Source organism: Streptomyces sp. NPDC054757, assembly GCF_053612185.1.
In genome coordinates, this window is sequence record NZ_JBSHBW010000020.1 from 69,938 (window position 1) to 84,806 (window position 14,869).

At 72.1% G+C, this 14,869-nt stretch carries 15 protein-coding genes; 6 read left to right on the forward strand and 9 right to left on the reverse strand.

What is annotated here, in order from left to right:
- Positions 1-63: 63 nt before the first annotated feature.
- Entirely contained in the window at positions 64-207 is a 144-nt protein-coding gene (locus tag ACWGKJ_RS22930; RefSeq protein WP_385017982.1) for a hypothetical protein, read from the reverse strand.
- Positions 208-462: 255 nt separating this feature from the next.
- Here ACWGKJ_RS22930 and ACWGKJ_RS22935 point away from each other — a divergent pair, with 255 nt between their 5' ends.
- From ACWGKJ_RS22935 to ACWGKJ_RS22945, 3 genes are all read left to right on the forward strand, one after another.
- A complete protein-coding gene (locus tag ACWGKJ_RS22935) occupies positions 463-1,410 on the forward strand; it encodes a class I SAM-dependent methyltransferase (protein ID WP_385017984.1) in 948 nt (315 codons plus the stop codon).
- Between the two features lie 154 nt (positions 1,411-1,564).
- Positions 1,565-2,656, forward strand: coding sequence for a DUF1611 domain-containing protein (locus ACWGKJ_RS22940; RefSeq protein WP_453315803.1), 1,092 nt, complete (start codon positions 1,565-1,567; stop codon positions 2,654-2,656).
- Positions 2,657-2,738: 82 nt separating this feature from the next.
- A complete protein-coding gene (locus tag ACWGKJ_RS22945) occupies positions 2,739-3,587 on the forward strand; it encodes an SMP-30/gluconolactonase/LRE family protein (RefSeq protein ID WP_385017988.1) in 849 nt (282 codons plus the stop codon).
- A 145-nt stretch (positions 3,588-3,732) separates the two neighbouring features.
- Here the strand turns inward: ACWGKJ_RS22945 and ACWGKJ_RS22950 are convergent, their stop codons facing one another.
- From ACWGKJ_RS22950 to ACWGKJ_RS22975, 6 genes are all read right to left on the reverse strand, one after another.
- Positions 3,733-5,076, reverse strand: coding sequence for an MAB_1171c family putative transporter (locus ACWGKJ_RS22950; RefSeq protein WP_385017990.1), 1,344 nt, complete (start codon positions 5,074-5,076; stop codon positions 3,733-3,735).
- Positions 5,073-5,663 (reverse strand): toxin, encoded by a 591-nt coding sequence (locus ACWGKJ_RS22955; RefSeq protein WP_385017992.1) that lies wholly within the window; start codon positions 5,661-5,663, stop codon positions 5,073-5,075. Before ACWGKJ_RS22955 ends, ACWGKJ_RS22950 begins: the two co-directional genes overlap by 4 nt.
- 8 nt (positions 5,664-5,671) lie before the next feature.
- Positions 5,672-6,109: an XRE family transcriptional regulator gene (locus tag ACWGKJ_RS22960; RefSeq protein ID WP_385017994.1), complete on the reverse strand. Its 438-nt coding sequence runs from the start codon at positions 6,107-6,109 to the stop codon at positions 5,672-5,674.
- 304 nt (positions 6,110-6,413) lie between these two features.
- Positions 6,414-6,752: an XRE family transcriptional regulator gene (locus tag ACWGKJ_RS22965; RefSeq protein ID WP_385017996.1), complete on the reverse strand. Its 339-nt coding sequence runs from the start codon at positions 6,750-6,752 to the stop codon at positions 6,414-6,416.
- On the reverse strand, positions 6,749-7,126 hold the full coding sequence (locus ACWGKJ_RS22970) for a type II toxin-antitoxin system RelE/ParE family toxin (protein WP_385017998.1): 378 nt from the start codon (positions 7,124-7,126) through the stop codon (positions 6,749-6,751). The genes ACWGKJ_RS22965 and ACWGKJ_RS22970 overlap by 4 nt, the downstream gene beginning before the upstream one ends.
- A 74-nt stretch (positions 7,127-7,200) precedes the next feature.
- Positions 7,201-8,391, reverse strand: coding sequence for a thiolase C-terminal domain-containing protein (locus tag ACWGKJ_RS22975; RefSeq protein WP_385018000.1), 1,191 nt, complete (start codon positions 8,389-8,391; stop codon positions 7,201-7,203).
- 149 nt (positions 8,392-8,540) lie between these two features.
- Here ACWGKJ_RS22975 and ACWGKJ_RS22980 point away from each other — a divergent pair, with 149 nt between their 5' ends.
- Together ACWGKJ_RS22980 and ACWGKJ_RS22985 are read left to right on the forward strand one after the other, a co-directional pair.
- Complete coding sequence (locus ACWGKJ_RS22980; protein ID WP_385018002.1) at positions 8,541-9,731, forward strand: acyl-CoA dehydrogenase family protein; 1,191 nt, start codon at positions 8,541-8,543, stop codon at positions 9,729-9,731.
- On the forward strand, positions 9,731-10,237 hold the full coding sequence (locus ACWGKJ_RS22985; RefSeq protein WP_385018004.1) for a nitroreductase family deazaflavin-dependent oxidoreductase: 507 nt from the start codon (positions 9,731-9,733) through the stop codon (positions 10,235-10,237). The genes ACWGKJ_RS22980 and ACWGKJ_RS22985 overlap by 1 nt, the downstream gene beginning before the upstream one ends.
- A gap of 123 nt (positions 10,238-10,360) precedes the next feature.
- Here ACWGKJ_RS22985 and ACWGKJ_RS22990 read toward each other — a convergent pair whose 3' ends face one another.
- Positions 10,361-11,008 (reverse strand): TetR family transcriptional regulator, encoded by a 648-nt coding sequence (locus ACWGKJ_RS22990; RefSeq protein WP_385018006.1) that lies wholly within the window; start codon positions 11,006-11,008, stop codon positions 10,361-10,363.
- A 450-nt stretch (positions 11,009-11,458) separates the two neighbouring features.
- On the opposite strand from ACWGKJ_RS22990, the gene ACWGKJ_RS22995 reads away from it, so the two are divergent.
- Complete coding sequence (locus ACWGKJ_RS22995) at positions 11,459-13,948, forward strand: serine/threonine-protein kinase (RefSeq protein ID WP_385018008.1); 2,490 nt, start codon at positions 11,459-11,461, stop codon at positions 13,946-13,948.
- Between the two features lie 36 nt (positions 13,949-13,984).
- On the opposite strand, the gene ACWGKJ_RS23000 is transcribed toward ACWGKJ_RS22995, so the two are convergent.
- On the reverse strand, positions 13,985-14,767 hold the full coding sequence (locus ACWGKJ_RS23000; RefSeq protein ID WP_385018010.1) for a hypothetical protein: 783 nt from the start codon (positions 14,765-14,767) through the stop codon (positions 13,985-13,987).
- Positions 14,768-14,869 lie beyond the last annotated feature (102 nt).

Below are 14,869 nucleotides of genomic sequence, written 5' to 3' on the forward strand. Positions count from 1 at the left end.
CTCTCCCGGGGCGCCGGGGTCGCTGGGGCCGCTGGTGGTGCGCGGCCCCAGCGGCGGCGAACGTCAGTAGGGGTGCATCCGGTCGAGAACCTGTTCCGCGAGCTTGACGATCTGCTCGGCCTTGGGAAGGTCGTTCTCCACGTCCTCCGCCGTGATCTCGGGTGTCTCCCGGTCGGGGTACTCGGCCCCGTTGCGTCTGCGGCGCATGCGGTCGAAGGGGCGGAGGATCTTGCCCAGTGGCGGTTCGAACTGCGCGAGTGCGGCGTCACGGATAGCGAGGTGGCCGCCCCGGCTCGTGGTCCTGAGCCCTTGGTTCTCCAGTGAGAAGCAGTGACACCGGAGTTTGCATAATGTGAATGCTGGCTTGCGACTTATGCAAACGCGTGGGATGCGCTGACGGGCTGAGTGGAGGATTTCCCCTGCCTGCCGGGACAGGGCAGGGCTGGTATTGAATACGGCCTCATGGGTGAGAGTGCGCGGGACGCCAGCAGGACGGCGGTGCTGGTCTGTCAGGGGCGGGCCGCCGCCGACGGCAGGACTGTTGCCGGCGGAGGCGCGGGCAGCCGGTCTGCGGAGGGCCGGTTCGCCGACCCGGTGGCGGTGCGGCTGCTGCGTGGCGCGGAGCGGGTGCCGGTGGAGCAGGTGCGCGCCGGTACTCCGCCGCAGGGCTGGCAGGCGCGCACCACGTACGAGAGTGTGCGGGCGTGTGCCGAGGTGGTCGTGCCCCGGACGGTCGCGATCGACGAGGCTCTGCGTGCCCGAGCGACCGGCCAGCTGGTCATCCTCGGCGCCGGTCTGGACACGCGGGCCTGGCGGCTGCCCGCACTCTCGCGGACGGATGTCTGGGAGGTCGACCACCCCGCATCCCAGCATGACAAGCGCACCCGCCTCACCGAGGCGGTGGGCCCGGACGCGGATGAGGACGCCGGACTGGACGAGGACGCCCGACTGTCAGTCCTCGCCCGGTCCGTACGGTTCACGCCGGTCGACTTCGCCGTGGACGATCTCGGTGCGGCACTGGACGCCGCCGGGCACGACCCGTCCGCGCCGACGACCTGGCTGTGGGAGGGCGTCGTCCCGTACCTCACACGCGACCAGGTACGCGCCACGGTGGCCGCACTCGCCGCCCGGACGGCCCTGGGCAGCGTGCTCGTCGTCAACTACCAGGCGCCGTCGGCGAAAGCGGCGGCGGGACGGCTGCTGACCCGCGTGCTGGGCAGTTCCCTCACGGCGGGCGAACCGTGGCGCTCCCTGTGGAAGCCGCAGCGGATGGCCGCACTGCTCGCGGAGTACGACCTGCGGGTGGTGTCCGACGACGACCTCCTCGCCCTCACGCACACCCCCGGGGGCCCGGCGGGCGGACGGACCTCGCTGCGGTCGGGGCGGGTGGCAGTCGCGGAGGCTCGCTGACGGAGGGTGTCCGCGTTGTGGGCCTCCGGGGACCGCCCCGGCCCCCGGCCCACCCGATCCCCGGTCCAGCCCGGTGCTTCGGCGGTGCGGGTCCGGCGAACAAACCGTCCCCTCGCTCCGGCTTCCATTTGTCCTGCCGGTAGCCTCGGGTCCCATGCTGTCGGAAGAGTTCTCACGACTGCCCCTGCGGGCAGTGCTGTTCGCGGACGGTGTCCTCGCTCACCCCGAGGGAAAGACCGCGCAAGGGGTGCTGCGGCACAGCACGGTGCTGGAGACCGTCGCCGTGATCGACCGCTCCCACGGGGCGCGGACCACGGCGGGCGCCGTCCCCGGGACGGACGTTCCGGTCGTGTCGAGCCTCGAACAGGCGCTGGCCTACGCCCCGGACGCCTTCGTGGTCGCGATGACCGAGTCCGACCACGGTGAGACGGCGGACAGCGCCTTCCGGCACATACCGCTGCCCTCCGGCGATCTGCCCGCCTTCTGGTGGGACCAGATACGCGCGGCGGCCGGGGCCGGGCTGCACATCCTGTCCTGCCTGCATCTCCAGCTCGCCGGTACGGATCTGCGGGAGCTGATGGCGGACGGCCGCCGGATCGTCGACATCCGGCGCCCCCACCCCCATCTGCCCAAGTACTCGGGCCGGTCGGCCAGGACCCGGGCATCCGTGGTGCACGTCGCGGGCAGCGACTGCGTCGTGGGCAAGCGCACGGCCGCCCTTGAGCTTCTGCGCGCCGCACGGGCCCGCGGGGTGGACGCCGGATATGTGGGCACCGGCCAGACCTGCCAGCTGGTCGGCTGCACGACGGGCGCGGTCATCGACCGCGCCCCGGTCTTCCAGGCGGCCGGCCTGGTCGAGCACCTCGTCGGGGCCGCCGACCCGCATCACGACCTGCTCATCACCAAGGGCCAGGCGTCCGTCCTGCACCCCGCCTTCGGCGGCCTGGCCACCTCGATACTCCAGGGCTCAAGGCCCGACGCCGTCGTCTTCGTGCACGACCCGTCCCGCCGGACGCGCTACCACTGGGAACACCTGCCGGTGGCGTCCCCGGAGCGGGAGATTCCGCTGGTGGAGGCGCTTGGCGGCGCTCCCGTGGTGGCCGTGGTGACCCGGGGCCGGGAGAACGTACGAGCCCTGGGCGGCCTGGGACTTCCGGTCGCGGACGTCCTGGACGGCGGCGGCGCCGACCTCGTCATCGACGCGGTGGATGCCGCGCTGGCCGGGCGGCCGGAGTTCCGCCTCTGATCGACGTGGGCCAGGGTCGATACCCCGCCGTGTACTTCCGCCGTTGCGTCCCCGTGTCGTTGCGTCCCCCTAAGGAGTCTCCATGACCACCCCTCAGGTCGCGCTGGCCGCGCGGGCTTCGTTCGCCGAGTGCCCCGCGTGGGACGCCGTGGACGGCACCCTGCTCTGGGTCGACATGAACGCCTGCGCCGTCCACCGCTTCGACCCCGCCCGGGGCCCCGTCGCGACGTGGACGTTCGACCAGCCCGTCGCGGCGGCGCGGCCCCGCGCGGGGGGCGGCCTCGTACTCAGCCTGCGCGACGGGATCGCTGTCACCGAGGCGGACGCCAACTCCCTTCGGTGGCTGGTGAACTGGTCCGACCGTGGCGTACGCGGCAACGACACCGGGATCGACGCGGCGGGGCGGCTGTGGGCCGGCACCATCGCCGGTGAGTCCGCCCCGGGGTGGCTGTCCCGGGTCTCCCCGGACGGGACGCTGGACGTCGCGGCCGACGGCGTACGGCTCAGCAACGGCATCGGATGGAGCCCGGACGGCAGCCGGATGTACTTCGTGGACACGTTCACCCACCGTATCGACGTCTTCGACTACGACGCCGGGACCGGGCGGGCCACGGGGCGGCGTGTGTTCGCCGAGGTCGCCGATACCGCGGGGGCACCGGACGGCCTGTGCGTGGACGCCGAAGGCGCGGTGTGGGTGGCTCTGTTCCGGGGCGGCGCGGTCCGCCGGTACACCTCCGGCGGGCGCCTCGACCGGGAGATCTCCTTTCCGGTGTCGCTCACCTCGTCCTGCGCGTTCGGCGGGCCCGGCCTGACCGATCTGTACGTCACCTCGGCACGGCGCGACCTGGGCGACGTCGAGCCCCTCGCCGGGAATCTGTTTGTGATCCCCGGCGCGGGCCAGGGCATGGCGTCCGTGCCCTTCGCCGGCTGAGCGGCCCGGCCCGGCCCGGACCGGCCCGGAGCCGGCGGACCTTTCCGCCGGCTGAGCGGTCGGCCGTGCGCGCGGGGTCAGCTGCGCGAGGGGCCGGTTGTGCGAGGAGCCGGTTGTGCGCGAGGTGCCGGTTGTGCGTGCGGGGTCAGCTGTGGGTGCGCGCGTACGCGCGCGAGACCGACGTCAGCCATGCCACATCGGCGGAGAAGTCCTGGATGCCCGTCTCCGGTGTCGGCCTCGTTCCACCGGGCGCGGCGGAGGGCCGCGCGTCGGCTCGCGCGGACCGGGTCTCTGGTCCCCCCGAGGAACCGGTCTCCCCGGAGGAACCGGTCCCCCCGGAGGAACCGGTCCCCCCGGCGGGCCCGGTCTCCCCGGCGCGAACGGTCTCCGCGACGCGACCCGGCTCCCCGGCGCGGCCGGTCGCCAAGGCCGCCGCGATCCAGCCGGCCTCCCGTTCCGCTTCGGCTTCCGCTTCCGCGCGCCGCCCGTCGCGTGGGCCTTCCGACGCCCCCGCGACGCCTTCCAGCGCCAGATAGCCATCCCGGATCTCGATCACTCTGCGGTGCAGATGGAAGCGGAGATCCCGCACGGCGGCGATGTCGTGGGCGAGAGGCGGCTGGAGCAGGATGCGCGGATAGGCGCGGTGCAGTGCGCACCACAGGGGCCGCAGCCTGCGGTAGTCGCGGTAGTCGCGGCACCAGGCGAGGACGGCCGAGGCGCGCGTGCCCCACAGGGGGGCGGTCCAGCCGACGATGTTGAGGACCATGCCCACCGTCAGGGCGCTCCGTGAGACCACCGCCCACTGCGCGGAGTTCCAGCCGTACGAGGCGAGAAAGATGTCCGCGAACCGGCCCAGCGGATAGAGGAGTTCGACGGCGGCGCCGACGGCCGCGGTCCGCAGGCCGCGCCGCAGCCAGCTGCCCTCGTGCTGCTGTCCGTACAGCCCGTTCTGGCGTACGTACAGCTCGCTCTGTCGGGCGAAGGTCCAGCAGGCGCGCGCCACCAGGGCCTTCCCGGTGGCCAGCGTGGCGAGGTAGACGACCTGGTACGCGACGAAGAACGGCTGGTCGGCCGGGCGGTACCCGGGCAGGTCGATGAACGAGTTGTGCGGGGAGCCCTGGAGGGTGGCGCAGAGGAAGAGAGCGGCCATCACCGTCGGCACACAGGCCAGGACGAGCATGCGGCGCAGGGCGACGGTCCGGGCACGGGCGACCGGGTGCGTCCAGTGGACGAGCAGCACCTGCTGGCAGGCCAGCGTGGCGATCATCCACATCTGGACCGAGACGTTGTACCAGGTGACCGTGCCGAAGAGGGTGCCCGTCCAGCGCTTGGGGACCGAGAGCAGCAGATACATCGCCTGGCTCCCGAAGGCGGCGCACAGCGCGATGACCGGCGGGTCGCGGCGGTAGCCGTGCAGCAGCGGGATCAGCGTGCAGGCGAAGGCGACCCAGCAGGCCAACGAGCCGACGAGATACCAGGGGTTGGTCATGTCTCGTCCCGCCGTCGCCAGTCGAGTGAACTCTGTATCCGGCCCAGGGTGCTGTCAGGGGCGGGGGCCCGCCCCGTGGAGGCGTCCGTGGCCCGCAGCCGGGTGCCGATCAGGAAGGCCATCACCTCGGCCTCCTGCTCCTGCACGTCCGAGTAGTGCTCCCGGTAGAGCAGGTCCCGTACGAGACCGGGGTCGAGATCGGGGAAGAGCAGGGCCGCCGCATCGCCGGATGCGGCGGCGTCCGCCTGGTCCGCGGTGCGGTGTCCGCAGATCAGGTGGGCCAGCTCGTGGGCGATGATGTGCTCCTGGTGGTGGCGGCTGGTCTGCACCTCGTACACGACGTAGTCGGCGCCCGGCAGGGAGAGCACGATGCCGCACGGGCCCGTCGCGTCCATGTGCATCGGCACGAGGTGGATGGTCCGGCCGCGTGCCCTGCCCACGTGCTCGCAGAGCAGGGGCAGATCGTACGAGCGCGGCAGCGTCAGGGTCTCCAGGCGCCGCCGGCAGCCGCGACGCAGGGCGCCGATGGCGCGTCGCTGGTTCGGTATGCCGCCTTCGCCGTCGTGGCGTCGCGTGGGGTGGAACACCGGGCCCCCTACTCCTCGTTGTCGGGCGGCTCGTGGTGGTGGGGATCGTCGGCGGGCCGCGCGGCGTGCAGGATGCTGACCTCGTGGATGATGCGGGCCAGGGATTTGCGGCCCGCGTCATCGAGACTCATCGCGCGCAGGGCGATGTCGCGAACGTCCGCGTTGCGCATGGCGGTGGCCACGGCCAGCTGGGAGTCGACGCGTTCGGTGGTGCCGTCGTCGAAGAAGTAGGCCACCGGGACCCGGAAGAAGGCGGCGAGTGCCTCTAAGTGGCGCTTGGTCGGGTTGTCCCGCAGACCGGTGCGCAGCTGCCAGGCGTACGTCTTGGAGAAGGTCCCTCCAGTCAACTCGGCGCAGCCGCGCGCCACTTCCTCGTAGGTGTACTCCCGGCCCTCCTTGCGTACCGTGGTGAAGAGTGTGTCGAGTTTTTCGGACAGCGTCGGCATCCGTATCCCCTCCTCGGTGCCGGTCGGTGCCGGGCTTCGTGTGGCCGTTCATCTTAGTTGACAGTGCATTGAGGCGTCTCTAGGGTCACATGGCGTCAGCGGAAATGGGCGGACAGCTGTTCTTCTGTTAGCTCAAATGGGCGGATGTGGTTCGGCTCGATCTGATCCCGGCACCTCGTGGGGGAGACCGTTCACCGCCGCGCGGGCCCGACCACGAGCACGGGGGTGTCGTGGTCGGGCCCGCGCCAGACCTTGCGGGCCCGCTGACGCGGGGTGTCCGAGTCGGCGGGGCGCGCGTGCTGGTTCAGGCCACCGTGTATTCGGTGTCGCCGAAGTCCGCGACCACGCGGAGCCGCCCTCCCAGGGCCTGGACGTACGACCGCATGGTGGCGATCTCCGTACGGTCGACCTCGCCGTTCTCGATGGCGGACACCCGGGGGGCCGAGACGCCCATGCTGGAGGCGACATCGCGCTGGGTCAGATCCTGCTCCGCGCGGATCTCGGCGAGCCGGTAGGCCCGTACCTCGGCGAGGAGCTGGTCCATGGCCGCCTGCTTCTCCTCGGGAGACTGGACGGGCAGTCCGGCTGCCACGCGCTCCTCGTGGATGCGGCGCTTGAAGTCTTCCCACCTCACCGTGCTCATTCGTACTCCCTCGTGTCCAACTCGGCGATGTGGTCCTGGTACCGCTGTTCGGCGAGCGGAACGTTGGTGTCGTACCAACCGCGCCAACTCCCTGTCTTGTCCCCTGCTGTCAGGAGGACGGCCCTGCGTACGGGATCGAATGCAAAGAGGATCCGAATTTCGCTGTTTCCTCCGGACCCTGGACGAAGCTCCTTCATGTGGTGCTGTTCGCAACCCTTGATCCGGTCGACAAGAGGCCGTCCCAGCACAGGGCCGAAAGCGGCGAGGACATCGATGGCGTGCTCCACCTGCTTGGCGCTCTGCCAGTCCGTCTCGATCAGTTTCTCCATCCATGTCGCCACTTCTGCGACGAGGAGCACTTCCCATTGAGCCATGCCCCGGAAGTTAACGCAAGCGTTAAGTCGCGGGTTGCTGTTGCCCTGCCGCTCACCCCATCGGGTGAGGCCGTCTACCCCCGCCCCAGCACCACCGTCCCCGACGAGCAGAACCAGCCGCCCGTCCCCGACGCCACCGCCAGTTCCGGCAGTCGGCCGCCCGCCTTGTGGACCTGGCGGTTCTCGCCTGCCTCGCCGCGCAGCTGTCGTACCGCCTCGACCAGCAGGAACAGGCCGCGCATCCCGGGGTGGCAGGCCGAGAGGCCGCCGCCGTCGGTGTTGACGGGTAGGTCGCCGTCGCGCAGCAGGCGGCCCTTCCCGACGAACGCGCCGCCCTCGCCCTTCGCGCAGAATCCCAGGTCCTCCAGGGTCACCAGCGTCATATAGGTGAACGCGTCATAGATCTCCGCGAGATCGATCTCCGCCGGGCGGACCCCCGCACGCTCGAAGGCCAGCCGGCCGCTGACCGCCGCGGGGGAGACCGTGAAGTCGTCCCACTCGGACATCGTGGTGTGCGAGACGTGTTCGCCCGTGCCCAGGACCCATACGGGGGTCTTGGCGCAGTCCGGTACGTACTCCTCGGCCACCAGCAGCACCGCGCAGCCGCCGTCGCTGCGGATGCAGCAGTGCAGTTTCGTGAACGGGTCCGCGATCATCGGGCCGCCCAGTACCTCGTCCACGGTGATCGGCGTGCGGTACAGGGCGTCCGGGTTGTGGGCCGCGTTGGCGCGGGCCTGGACCGCGACCGACGCGAGCTGTTCCAGTGTCGTCCCGTACTCGTGCATATGGCGGCGGGCGGCCATCGCGTACTTGGCGATGAGCGAGTGGCCGTACGGGACCTCGAACTGGAGCGGGCCGCGCGCGCCGAAGGAGAGGTTCGATGTGCGGCGGCGCGCCTTGATGTCGGCGCGGGCCGTGGAGCCGTACACCAGCAGCACCGCGTTGGCGTGGCCCGCGGCGATGGCGTCGGCCGCGTGGGCGGCCATCACCTCCCAGGTGGAGCCGCCGACCGATGTGGAGTCCACCCAGGTGGGTTTCAGGCCCAGGTACTCGGCTACCTCGACCGGTGCGAGGGTGCCCAGGCCCGCCGAGCCGAAGCCGTCGATCACCTCGCGGCCGAGGCCCGAATCGGCGAGCGCGCGGCGCGCCGCCTGGGCGTGCAGGGCGTACGGGGTCGCGTCGTCGGCCTTGCCGCAGTCCGACAGGGCGACACCGGCGACGGCGACCCGCCGCCGCGGACGGGCAGATATGACGGTGGATGACATAAATCTGACGGTACATCAGATCAGTTGCCGGGCAAGGGTGCGGAGCAAGGGTGCCGGGCGGCCGTCGCGCCTCTCGCGTACCGCCTCTGGGCATCTGGTTCGGCGCGCTCTACTATGACGCGCCGTCAGATCAGGAGAGGGGCCCGCCCATGGATGCCGCCTTCACCGCGGAGCAGGACGAGATCCGCCGCACCCTGCGTGAACTGCTGACCAAACGCTGCGGCCCGGACGGGGTCAGAGCCGCAGCCGCCACCCCCGCCGGGTACGACCAGGAGCTCTGGCGCACTCTCGCCGGACAGCTCGGGCTGCCCGGCCTCGCGATCCCCGCGGAGTACGGGGGAGTGGGGTGCGGCCCTGCCGAGCTGGTGCTCGCCTGCGAGGAGACGGGGCGGGCGCTGCTGCCGTCTCCGCTCCTCGCGACGGCCGCGCTGGCCACACCGCTGATCACCGCGCTCGGCACCGATGCCCAGCGTGCGGAGCTGCTGCCGGGCATCGCACGCGGTGAGCTGACCGCCACCCTGGCGGCCCCGCTCGGCCCGGCGCTCGGGCTGCTCGGCGACAACGCGGGCGACTGGGCGGGCGGCGGCCGGGCCGGCGGTGTCCAGGCGCGGCCCACCGACGACGGGTGGCGGCTGTACGGGCAGGCCGACCAGGTGCTCGACGGGCACAGCGCCGGGGTGCTGCTGGTCGCCGCACACACCGGGGGCTTCGCCCGGAGCCGTACCCTGCTCTTCCTGGTACGGGCCGGCGCCGCCGGGATGTCCCGGACACGGCAGACCGCACTGGACGCGACCCGGCCGCAGGCCCGAATCGAACTGCGCGACACAGAAGCCGAGTTGCTCGGCGATGAGCCGGAGCGCGGCGGGGCGGGCGGGGTCGCCGGTGTGCCGGGAGCGCTCGCCCGTACCGGATGTGCGGCGGCTGCCGTGCTGGCCGCCGAAGCGGTGGGCGCGGCGGACCGTGCGCTGGAGCTCACGGTCGAACACGTAAGGCAGCGCGAGCAGTTCGGACGCCCCATCGGCTCGTTCCAGGCCGTGAAGCACCGGCTGGCCGGGCTCTATGTGCAGGTGCAGGCGGCCAGGTCGGCGGCGTATTACGCGGCCTGGGACCCGGCAGCGGGCGGGCTCGCGCTGGCGCAGGGCCTGGAGGCGCTGCGCGGCGCGGCGTCCGACGCGGTCCAGCTGCACGGCGGGATCGGCTTCACCTGGGAGCACGACATCCAGCTGTACTTCAAACGGGCGTCGTCGGACGAGCTGCTGTTCGGCCCGGTGCACGGGCTGCGCGCGCACGCGGCGGAGTGTGCGGGGCTCTTCGCGGGCCGAGCGGCGGTCGCGGTCTGATGACGCGGGGGACCCGACTGGTGCAGAAGGTGTCGTCCACCCGTACGTTCGCCCGGTTCGCGCCGCACGTCGTACCGGCGGTGGACCGTGCGGTGCACCGGCTGACCCGGGGAAAGGTGCTGCTCAGCGCGCGGATGCTGCCCGGCGTGATCCTCACGGCGACCGGTGCGAGGAGCGGGGCGCCGAGGGTTACGCCATTGGCGTGCATGCCGGAGAAGAGGGGAGTGGGGAGCGGTGTCGAGGGCGCACCGTGGCCGTCGTCATGGGTCCTGGTCGGTTCGAACTTCGGGCGTCCCGGCCATCCGGCGTGGACGGCCAACCTGCTGGCGCACCCGGACGCCGACATGAACTGGAAGGGCGAGGACATCCAGGTCAGGGCGCGGCTGCTGGAGGGTGCGGAGCGGGCCGAGGTGTGGGCCACGGCGCTGGCGTTCTGGCCGCCGTACGCCGCGTACCAGGCGAGGGTGGACCGGGAGATCAGGCTCTTCCGCCTGGAGCGCCGCTGAGGCGTGTGCCGCGCGAAATACGCCCCGTATGCCGCACTCCACGCCGCGGGTACGCGGACGGCGGACCACCGATGTGGTCCGCCGTCTGCGCGACAGGACGAAGGACGTGGTGGCGCCCCGCGGTTACTTTGTCGGTTTCTTGCCCGTGATGCCCAGGTGGACCAAGAGGGCGAGGTTCGGGCGGAGTTCGGCCTGTTTGACGCCCCAGGTCTGGAACCCCTTCTGGTGCGCGGCCACGGCGGCGAGCATGGCGACCAGGGAGCCCGCCATCGCCGCGGGGCTGACGTCCTTGTCGACGCGGCCCTTGGCCTGGAGCTCCTTGACCGCGTCGGTCAGGGAGTTGGTGACGGAGTTCAGGATCTTCATGCGGATCTTGTAGAACCGCTTGTCGCCCTCGGCCGCACCGAGGTCGACGACGCGGAGGATCGCGTCATGGCGGCGCCAGAAGTCGAGGAATCCCTCCACGAGTTCCTCGGACGTCTGCCAGCCGGCCTTTCCGGTCCAGGAGCGCCCGGAGACCAACTCGGTGAGCCCCGCACCCTCCTTGGCCATCTCCTCGGCGATTTCGAGGACCGCGCCCTCGACGTCCGGGAAGTACTGGTAGAAGGTCGCGGGCGAAGTCCCCGCCTTCCGGGCCACGTCGATGACCTTGACGTCCCGGTACGGCGATGAGCTGAGCATCTCGCTGAGGCAGTCGAGCAGCTTCTGCCGCGTCGCCTGACCTCGGCGGCCGGCCACACGGCCGTCGACGGTGCGTACTTGTCCTGTCATGCCGTCAGCTTACCGAGGGGTGATCGGAGCGCGATTCGGCCGACTGCAAATGGGGTCCCGGCCGGTATTCGTGCTGGTGCCCGCGCCGCTCATGGGGCGGCCCGGGGCGGCCCGGCGGCTGGATCCGCATTGATATTGTTATCAACAGGCTGTGGATAACTTCCGTGGACAACTCTGTCAAACCTGTCCGCGCTGTGACGGGCATCACTCCTGAGCGGCTCCACCGTACAAGAGCGGCAGCCCCGGCCCGTACGGTCCGTGGGTCCCCGGTGGGCGCCATGTCCGGATCGCGGTGAGACACCCCGATCCGCCCCCGGGTTCGCAACGAGCACCTCGGACAGGAACAATCGGGGTGCGCACCGCCGGGCGGTGCCCAGTGGTGAGACGCTGAACTCAGCTGTATTTCGCGGTCCCCCTTCCCCGGGGCCCGTACGGGGAGGTGGGAGGCGCGTGGTGGAGCAGCTGACGCAGCACGATCCGAGGCGGATCGGCCCGTTCGAGGTGCTCGGGCGGCTCGGGGCCGGCGGTATGGGGCTGGTCTATCTGGCGCGCTCGGCATCGGGCAGGCGCGTGGCGATCAAGACCGTACGGACCGAGCTCGCCGAGGACCAGCTGTTCCGGGTCCGCTTCTCCCGCGAGGTGGAGGCCGCCCGCGCCGTCAGCGGCTTCTACACGGCCGCCGTGGTCGATGCCGACGCACGCGCCGCCGTGCCCTGGCTGGCCACCGCGTATGTGCCCGCGCCCTCGCTCGAAGAGATAGTGAGTGAGTGCGGGCCGATGCCGGCCCAGGCGGTCCGCTGGCTGGCCGCCGGGATCGCCGAGGCCCTCCAGTCGATCCACGGCGCGGGCCTCGTCCACCGGGATCTCAAGCCGTCCAATGTGCTGGTGGTGGAGGACGGGCCGCGCGTCATCGACTTCGGTATCGCGTCGGGCGTCTCCAACACCCGGCTGACCATGACGAACGTCGCGGTCGGCACCCCTGCGTACATGTCACCCGAACAGGCGAAGGACTCGCGCAATGTGAAGGGCGCGAGCGATGTGTTCTCGCTCGGCTCGACGCTGGTCTTCGCGGCGACCGGCCATGCGCCGTTCCACGGGGCGAACCCGGTCGAGACGGTGTTCATGCTGCTGCGCGAGGGCCCCAATCTGTCGGGCCTGCCCGATGAGCTGCGCCCGCTGATCGAGGCGTGTATGCAGCAGGACTTCACCCAGCGGCCCAGCCCCGAGGACCTCCAGGCGCAGCTGGCCCCGCATCTCTTCGCGTCCGGCGGCGACGACAGCGGCACCGCGTCCGCCTGGCTGCCGGCCCGCGCCACCGCGATGATCGAGACCCGGCGCGGAGGCCGCCCGCCCGCGCCCGTGCCGCGTCCGGCGAACCCCTCGCCGCCGCCGAGACCGTCGTACGACCCACCGCAGCCGGCCCAGCCGTCCAGGGCCGCCCAGCCTCAGCCCCAGCCCCAGCCGCAGTCGGCCCAGGCGCAACAGGCGCCCGCACAGCAGCCGCAGCCCGCCCAGGCACAGCAGCGACACCAGCCGCAGCCGGCTCACGCGCAACACCAGCCCCAGCCGCAACACCAGCCGCAGGCCCAGCACCAGACCGGGTGGCGGGACGGATCCGTACGGCTGCCGGGCGCCCAGGTGCCCATCGGGCCGGGGCCGCGCGTCGCCGAGGCCCGGGCGCACGCCGCCACGCCCGCCGGATCGGCCGGTCCCGCGACCGGGTGGGTACGCCCCCCGGCGGGCCGGCACGGAGCGGAGGCGGCGCCCGCGACGGCCGCGCCACCCGCCCCCCGGGCCCCCGAGGGGGCCACCCGCTGGCGCCCCTGGCGGTTCCGTATGTCGAACGACGTCTGGGGGACCCCGGCCGTCGAGGGCGAGCTGCTGTACGTCACCTCCTTCGAGGTGCACGCGCTCGATGTGGGCAGCGGGCGGCGCCAGTTCAAGACCAAGGACGTGGCGTGGGCGATGGCCGTGGCGGGCGGTCTGATCCACGCCTCCGACGGCCCGACCCTGTACGCGCTCGACGGCACCGACGGCACCGACCGGTGGCGCCTCTCGGCTGACGCGTGGGTCTACTCGCTCCAGGCCGAGCGCGGCACCGTCGTCACCGGCACCCGGGGCGGCGGCGTACAGGCATGGGAGGCGTCCAACGGCGAGAAGCTGTGGGAGCTGAGCGGAGCCCAGACGGATTTCGAGACACCGGAGTCAGGGCCGGCGATCCACGGGGACACGGTGTACGTCTGGAAGGACGCCCGCCTCTTCGCACTCGACCCGCGTACCGGCACCGAGCGCTGGTCGTACCCGGTGGGCGACGCGGCGGCGTGCGGGGGAGTGCCCGTGCGGGTGACGTCCGCCGACGACGGCTGTGTGTACATCGCGGCCGGCACCCGCGTCCTGTCGGTCGACCGCACGTCCGGCCTGGTGCGCTGGCACTTCGAGGCCCCCGCGGTCTTCCTGTCGGCCCCGGCCTTCGCCCCCGGGCCCGCGGTGGCCGGGGGCGGTGTGTACCTCGCCGACTACCTCGGCACGGTGTACGCCATCGACGCGGCGACCGGCAAGGACCGCTGGCGCATCGCCACCGAGTCCCGGCAGTCGCTCCACCCGCTGCTCGTCGCCCAGGGCAACGTCCATGTGGGCAGCGGCAGCGCGCTCTACACGCTGGACGCGGTGACCGGCACCCCCAAGTGGCGTTTCGCCGCGGGCGGCGAGGTGGTCGGAGCGCCGGTGGTCGCGGACGGCAGAATCCACTTCGGCTCGGCGGACCACTGCCTGTACACGCTGGACGCGGTGGGCGGCCAGCTCCGCTGGAAACTGGCCACGGGCGGCGAGATCACCGGCTCACCGGTGGTACGCGGGGGAGTCGTGTACGCGTGCAGCAAGGACCGCTGCGTCTACGCCCTGGACGCCGCCAAGGGGACGGGCACGGGCCGGGCCAGTTGAGGAGCGGGGGTCCGGAGGCGGAGCCCCCGGAAGCGGTCACTCCCCCGGGGGCCGAGCCCGCGTGGCCCCACCGCCCGAACCGCCGCGCTCCCCCGGCTCCTCAGGAGCCGTGAGCTCCGCAGGCAGATCGGCCGAACTGAACGACAGCGTGTCGTGCTCGTCCTCCGGCTGGTACGGCCGGTCCAGAGGTGCCCCGGCCGACCCGGTCTCGTACGGCCGGTCCAGAGGTGCCCCGGCCGACCCGGTCTCGTACGGCCGGTCCACCGGCGCCCCCGGCCCGGTCCCGTACGGCCCGTCCACCGGCGCCCCCGCCCCACGATCCTCGTACGGCGGAGGCGCCGCATACGCCCCCGTACCCCCGGTCCCCGCCCCCGGCGCCCCCGGAGGCGCGGGCGCGGGCGCGGGCGCCCGCCGTCCGCGCATCAGCCCCGCACCCAGCAGCATCAGCACCCCGCCGATCAGCGCGTCACCGACACCGAGGCCGAGCCCCCGCCCACCGGAGCTGATGGCCAGGCTGTGTTCCGCGATGCCTACGCGGACCATCCACAGCACGGTGAAGGCGATGGTGATCAGGCCCGCCAGCGTCACCAGCAGGCGCGAGCGCAGCAGAATGCCGATCACGGTGATGAGCGCCGCGAAGGCGAACGGGATCAGGATCGAGCCGCCCGCGTCGGGCTTGTGCGCCGTGATGCCGTTGAAGAGGTCCTGGATGCGGTACTCGCTGCCGTGGCGACCGTCGTACCAGTTACGGAAGGGGCTGTATACGGCGGCCGCCGCTCCGACGAGAGCGACGAGGGAGCCCAGGGCGTTGCGCATCATCTTCGGTCTCCTCCGCCGGATCTCGTTTTCGACGCTACGCCGGGCTTCCGGCACCTGCCACCACAGCGGTGTGCCTGCTGCTACCGTGTCCGCCGAACGGGG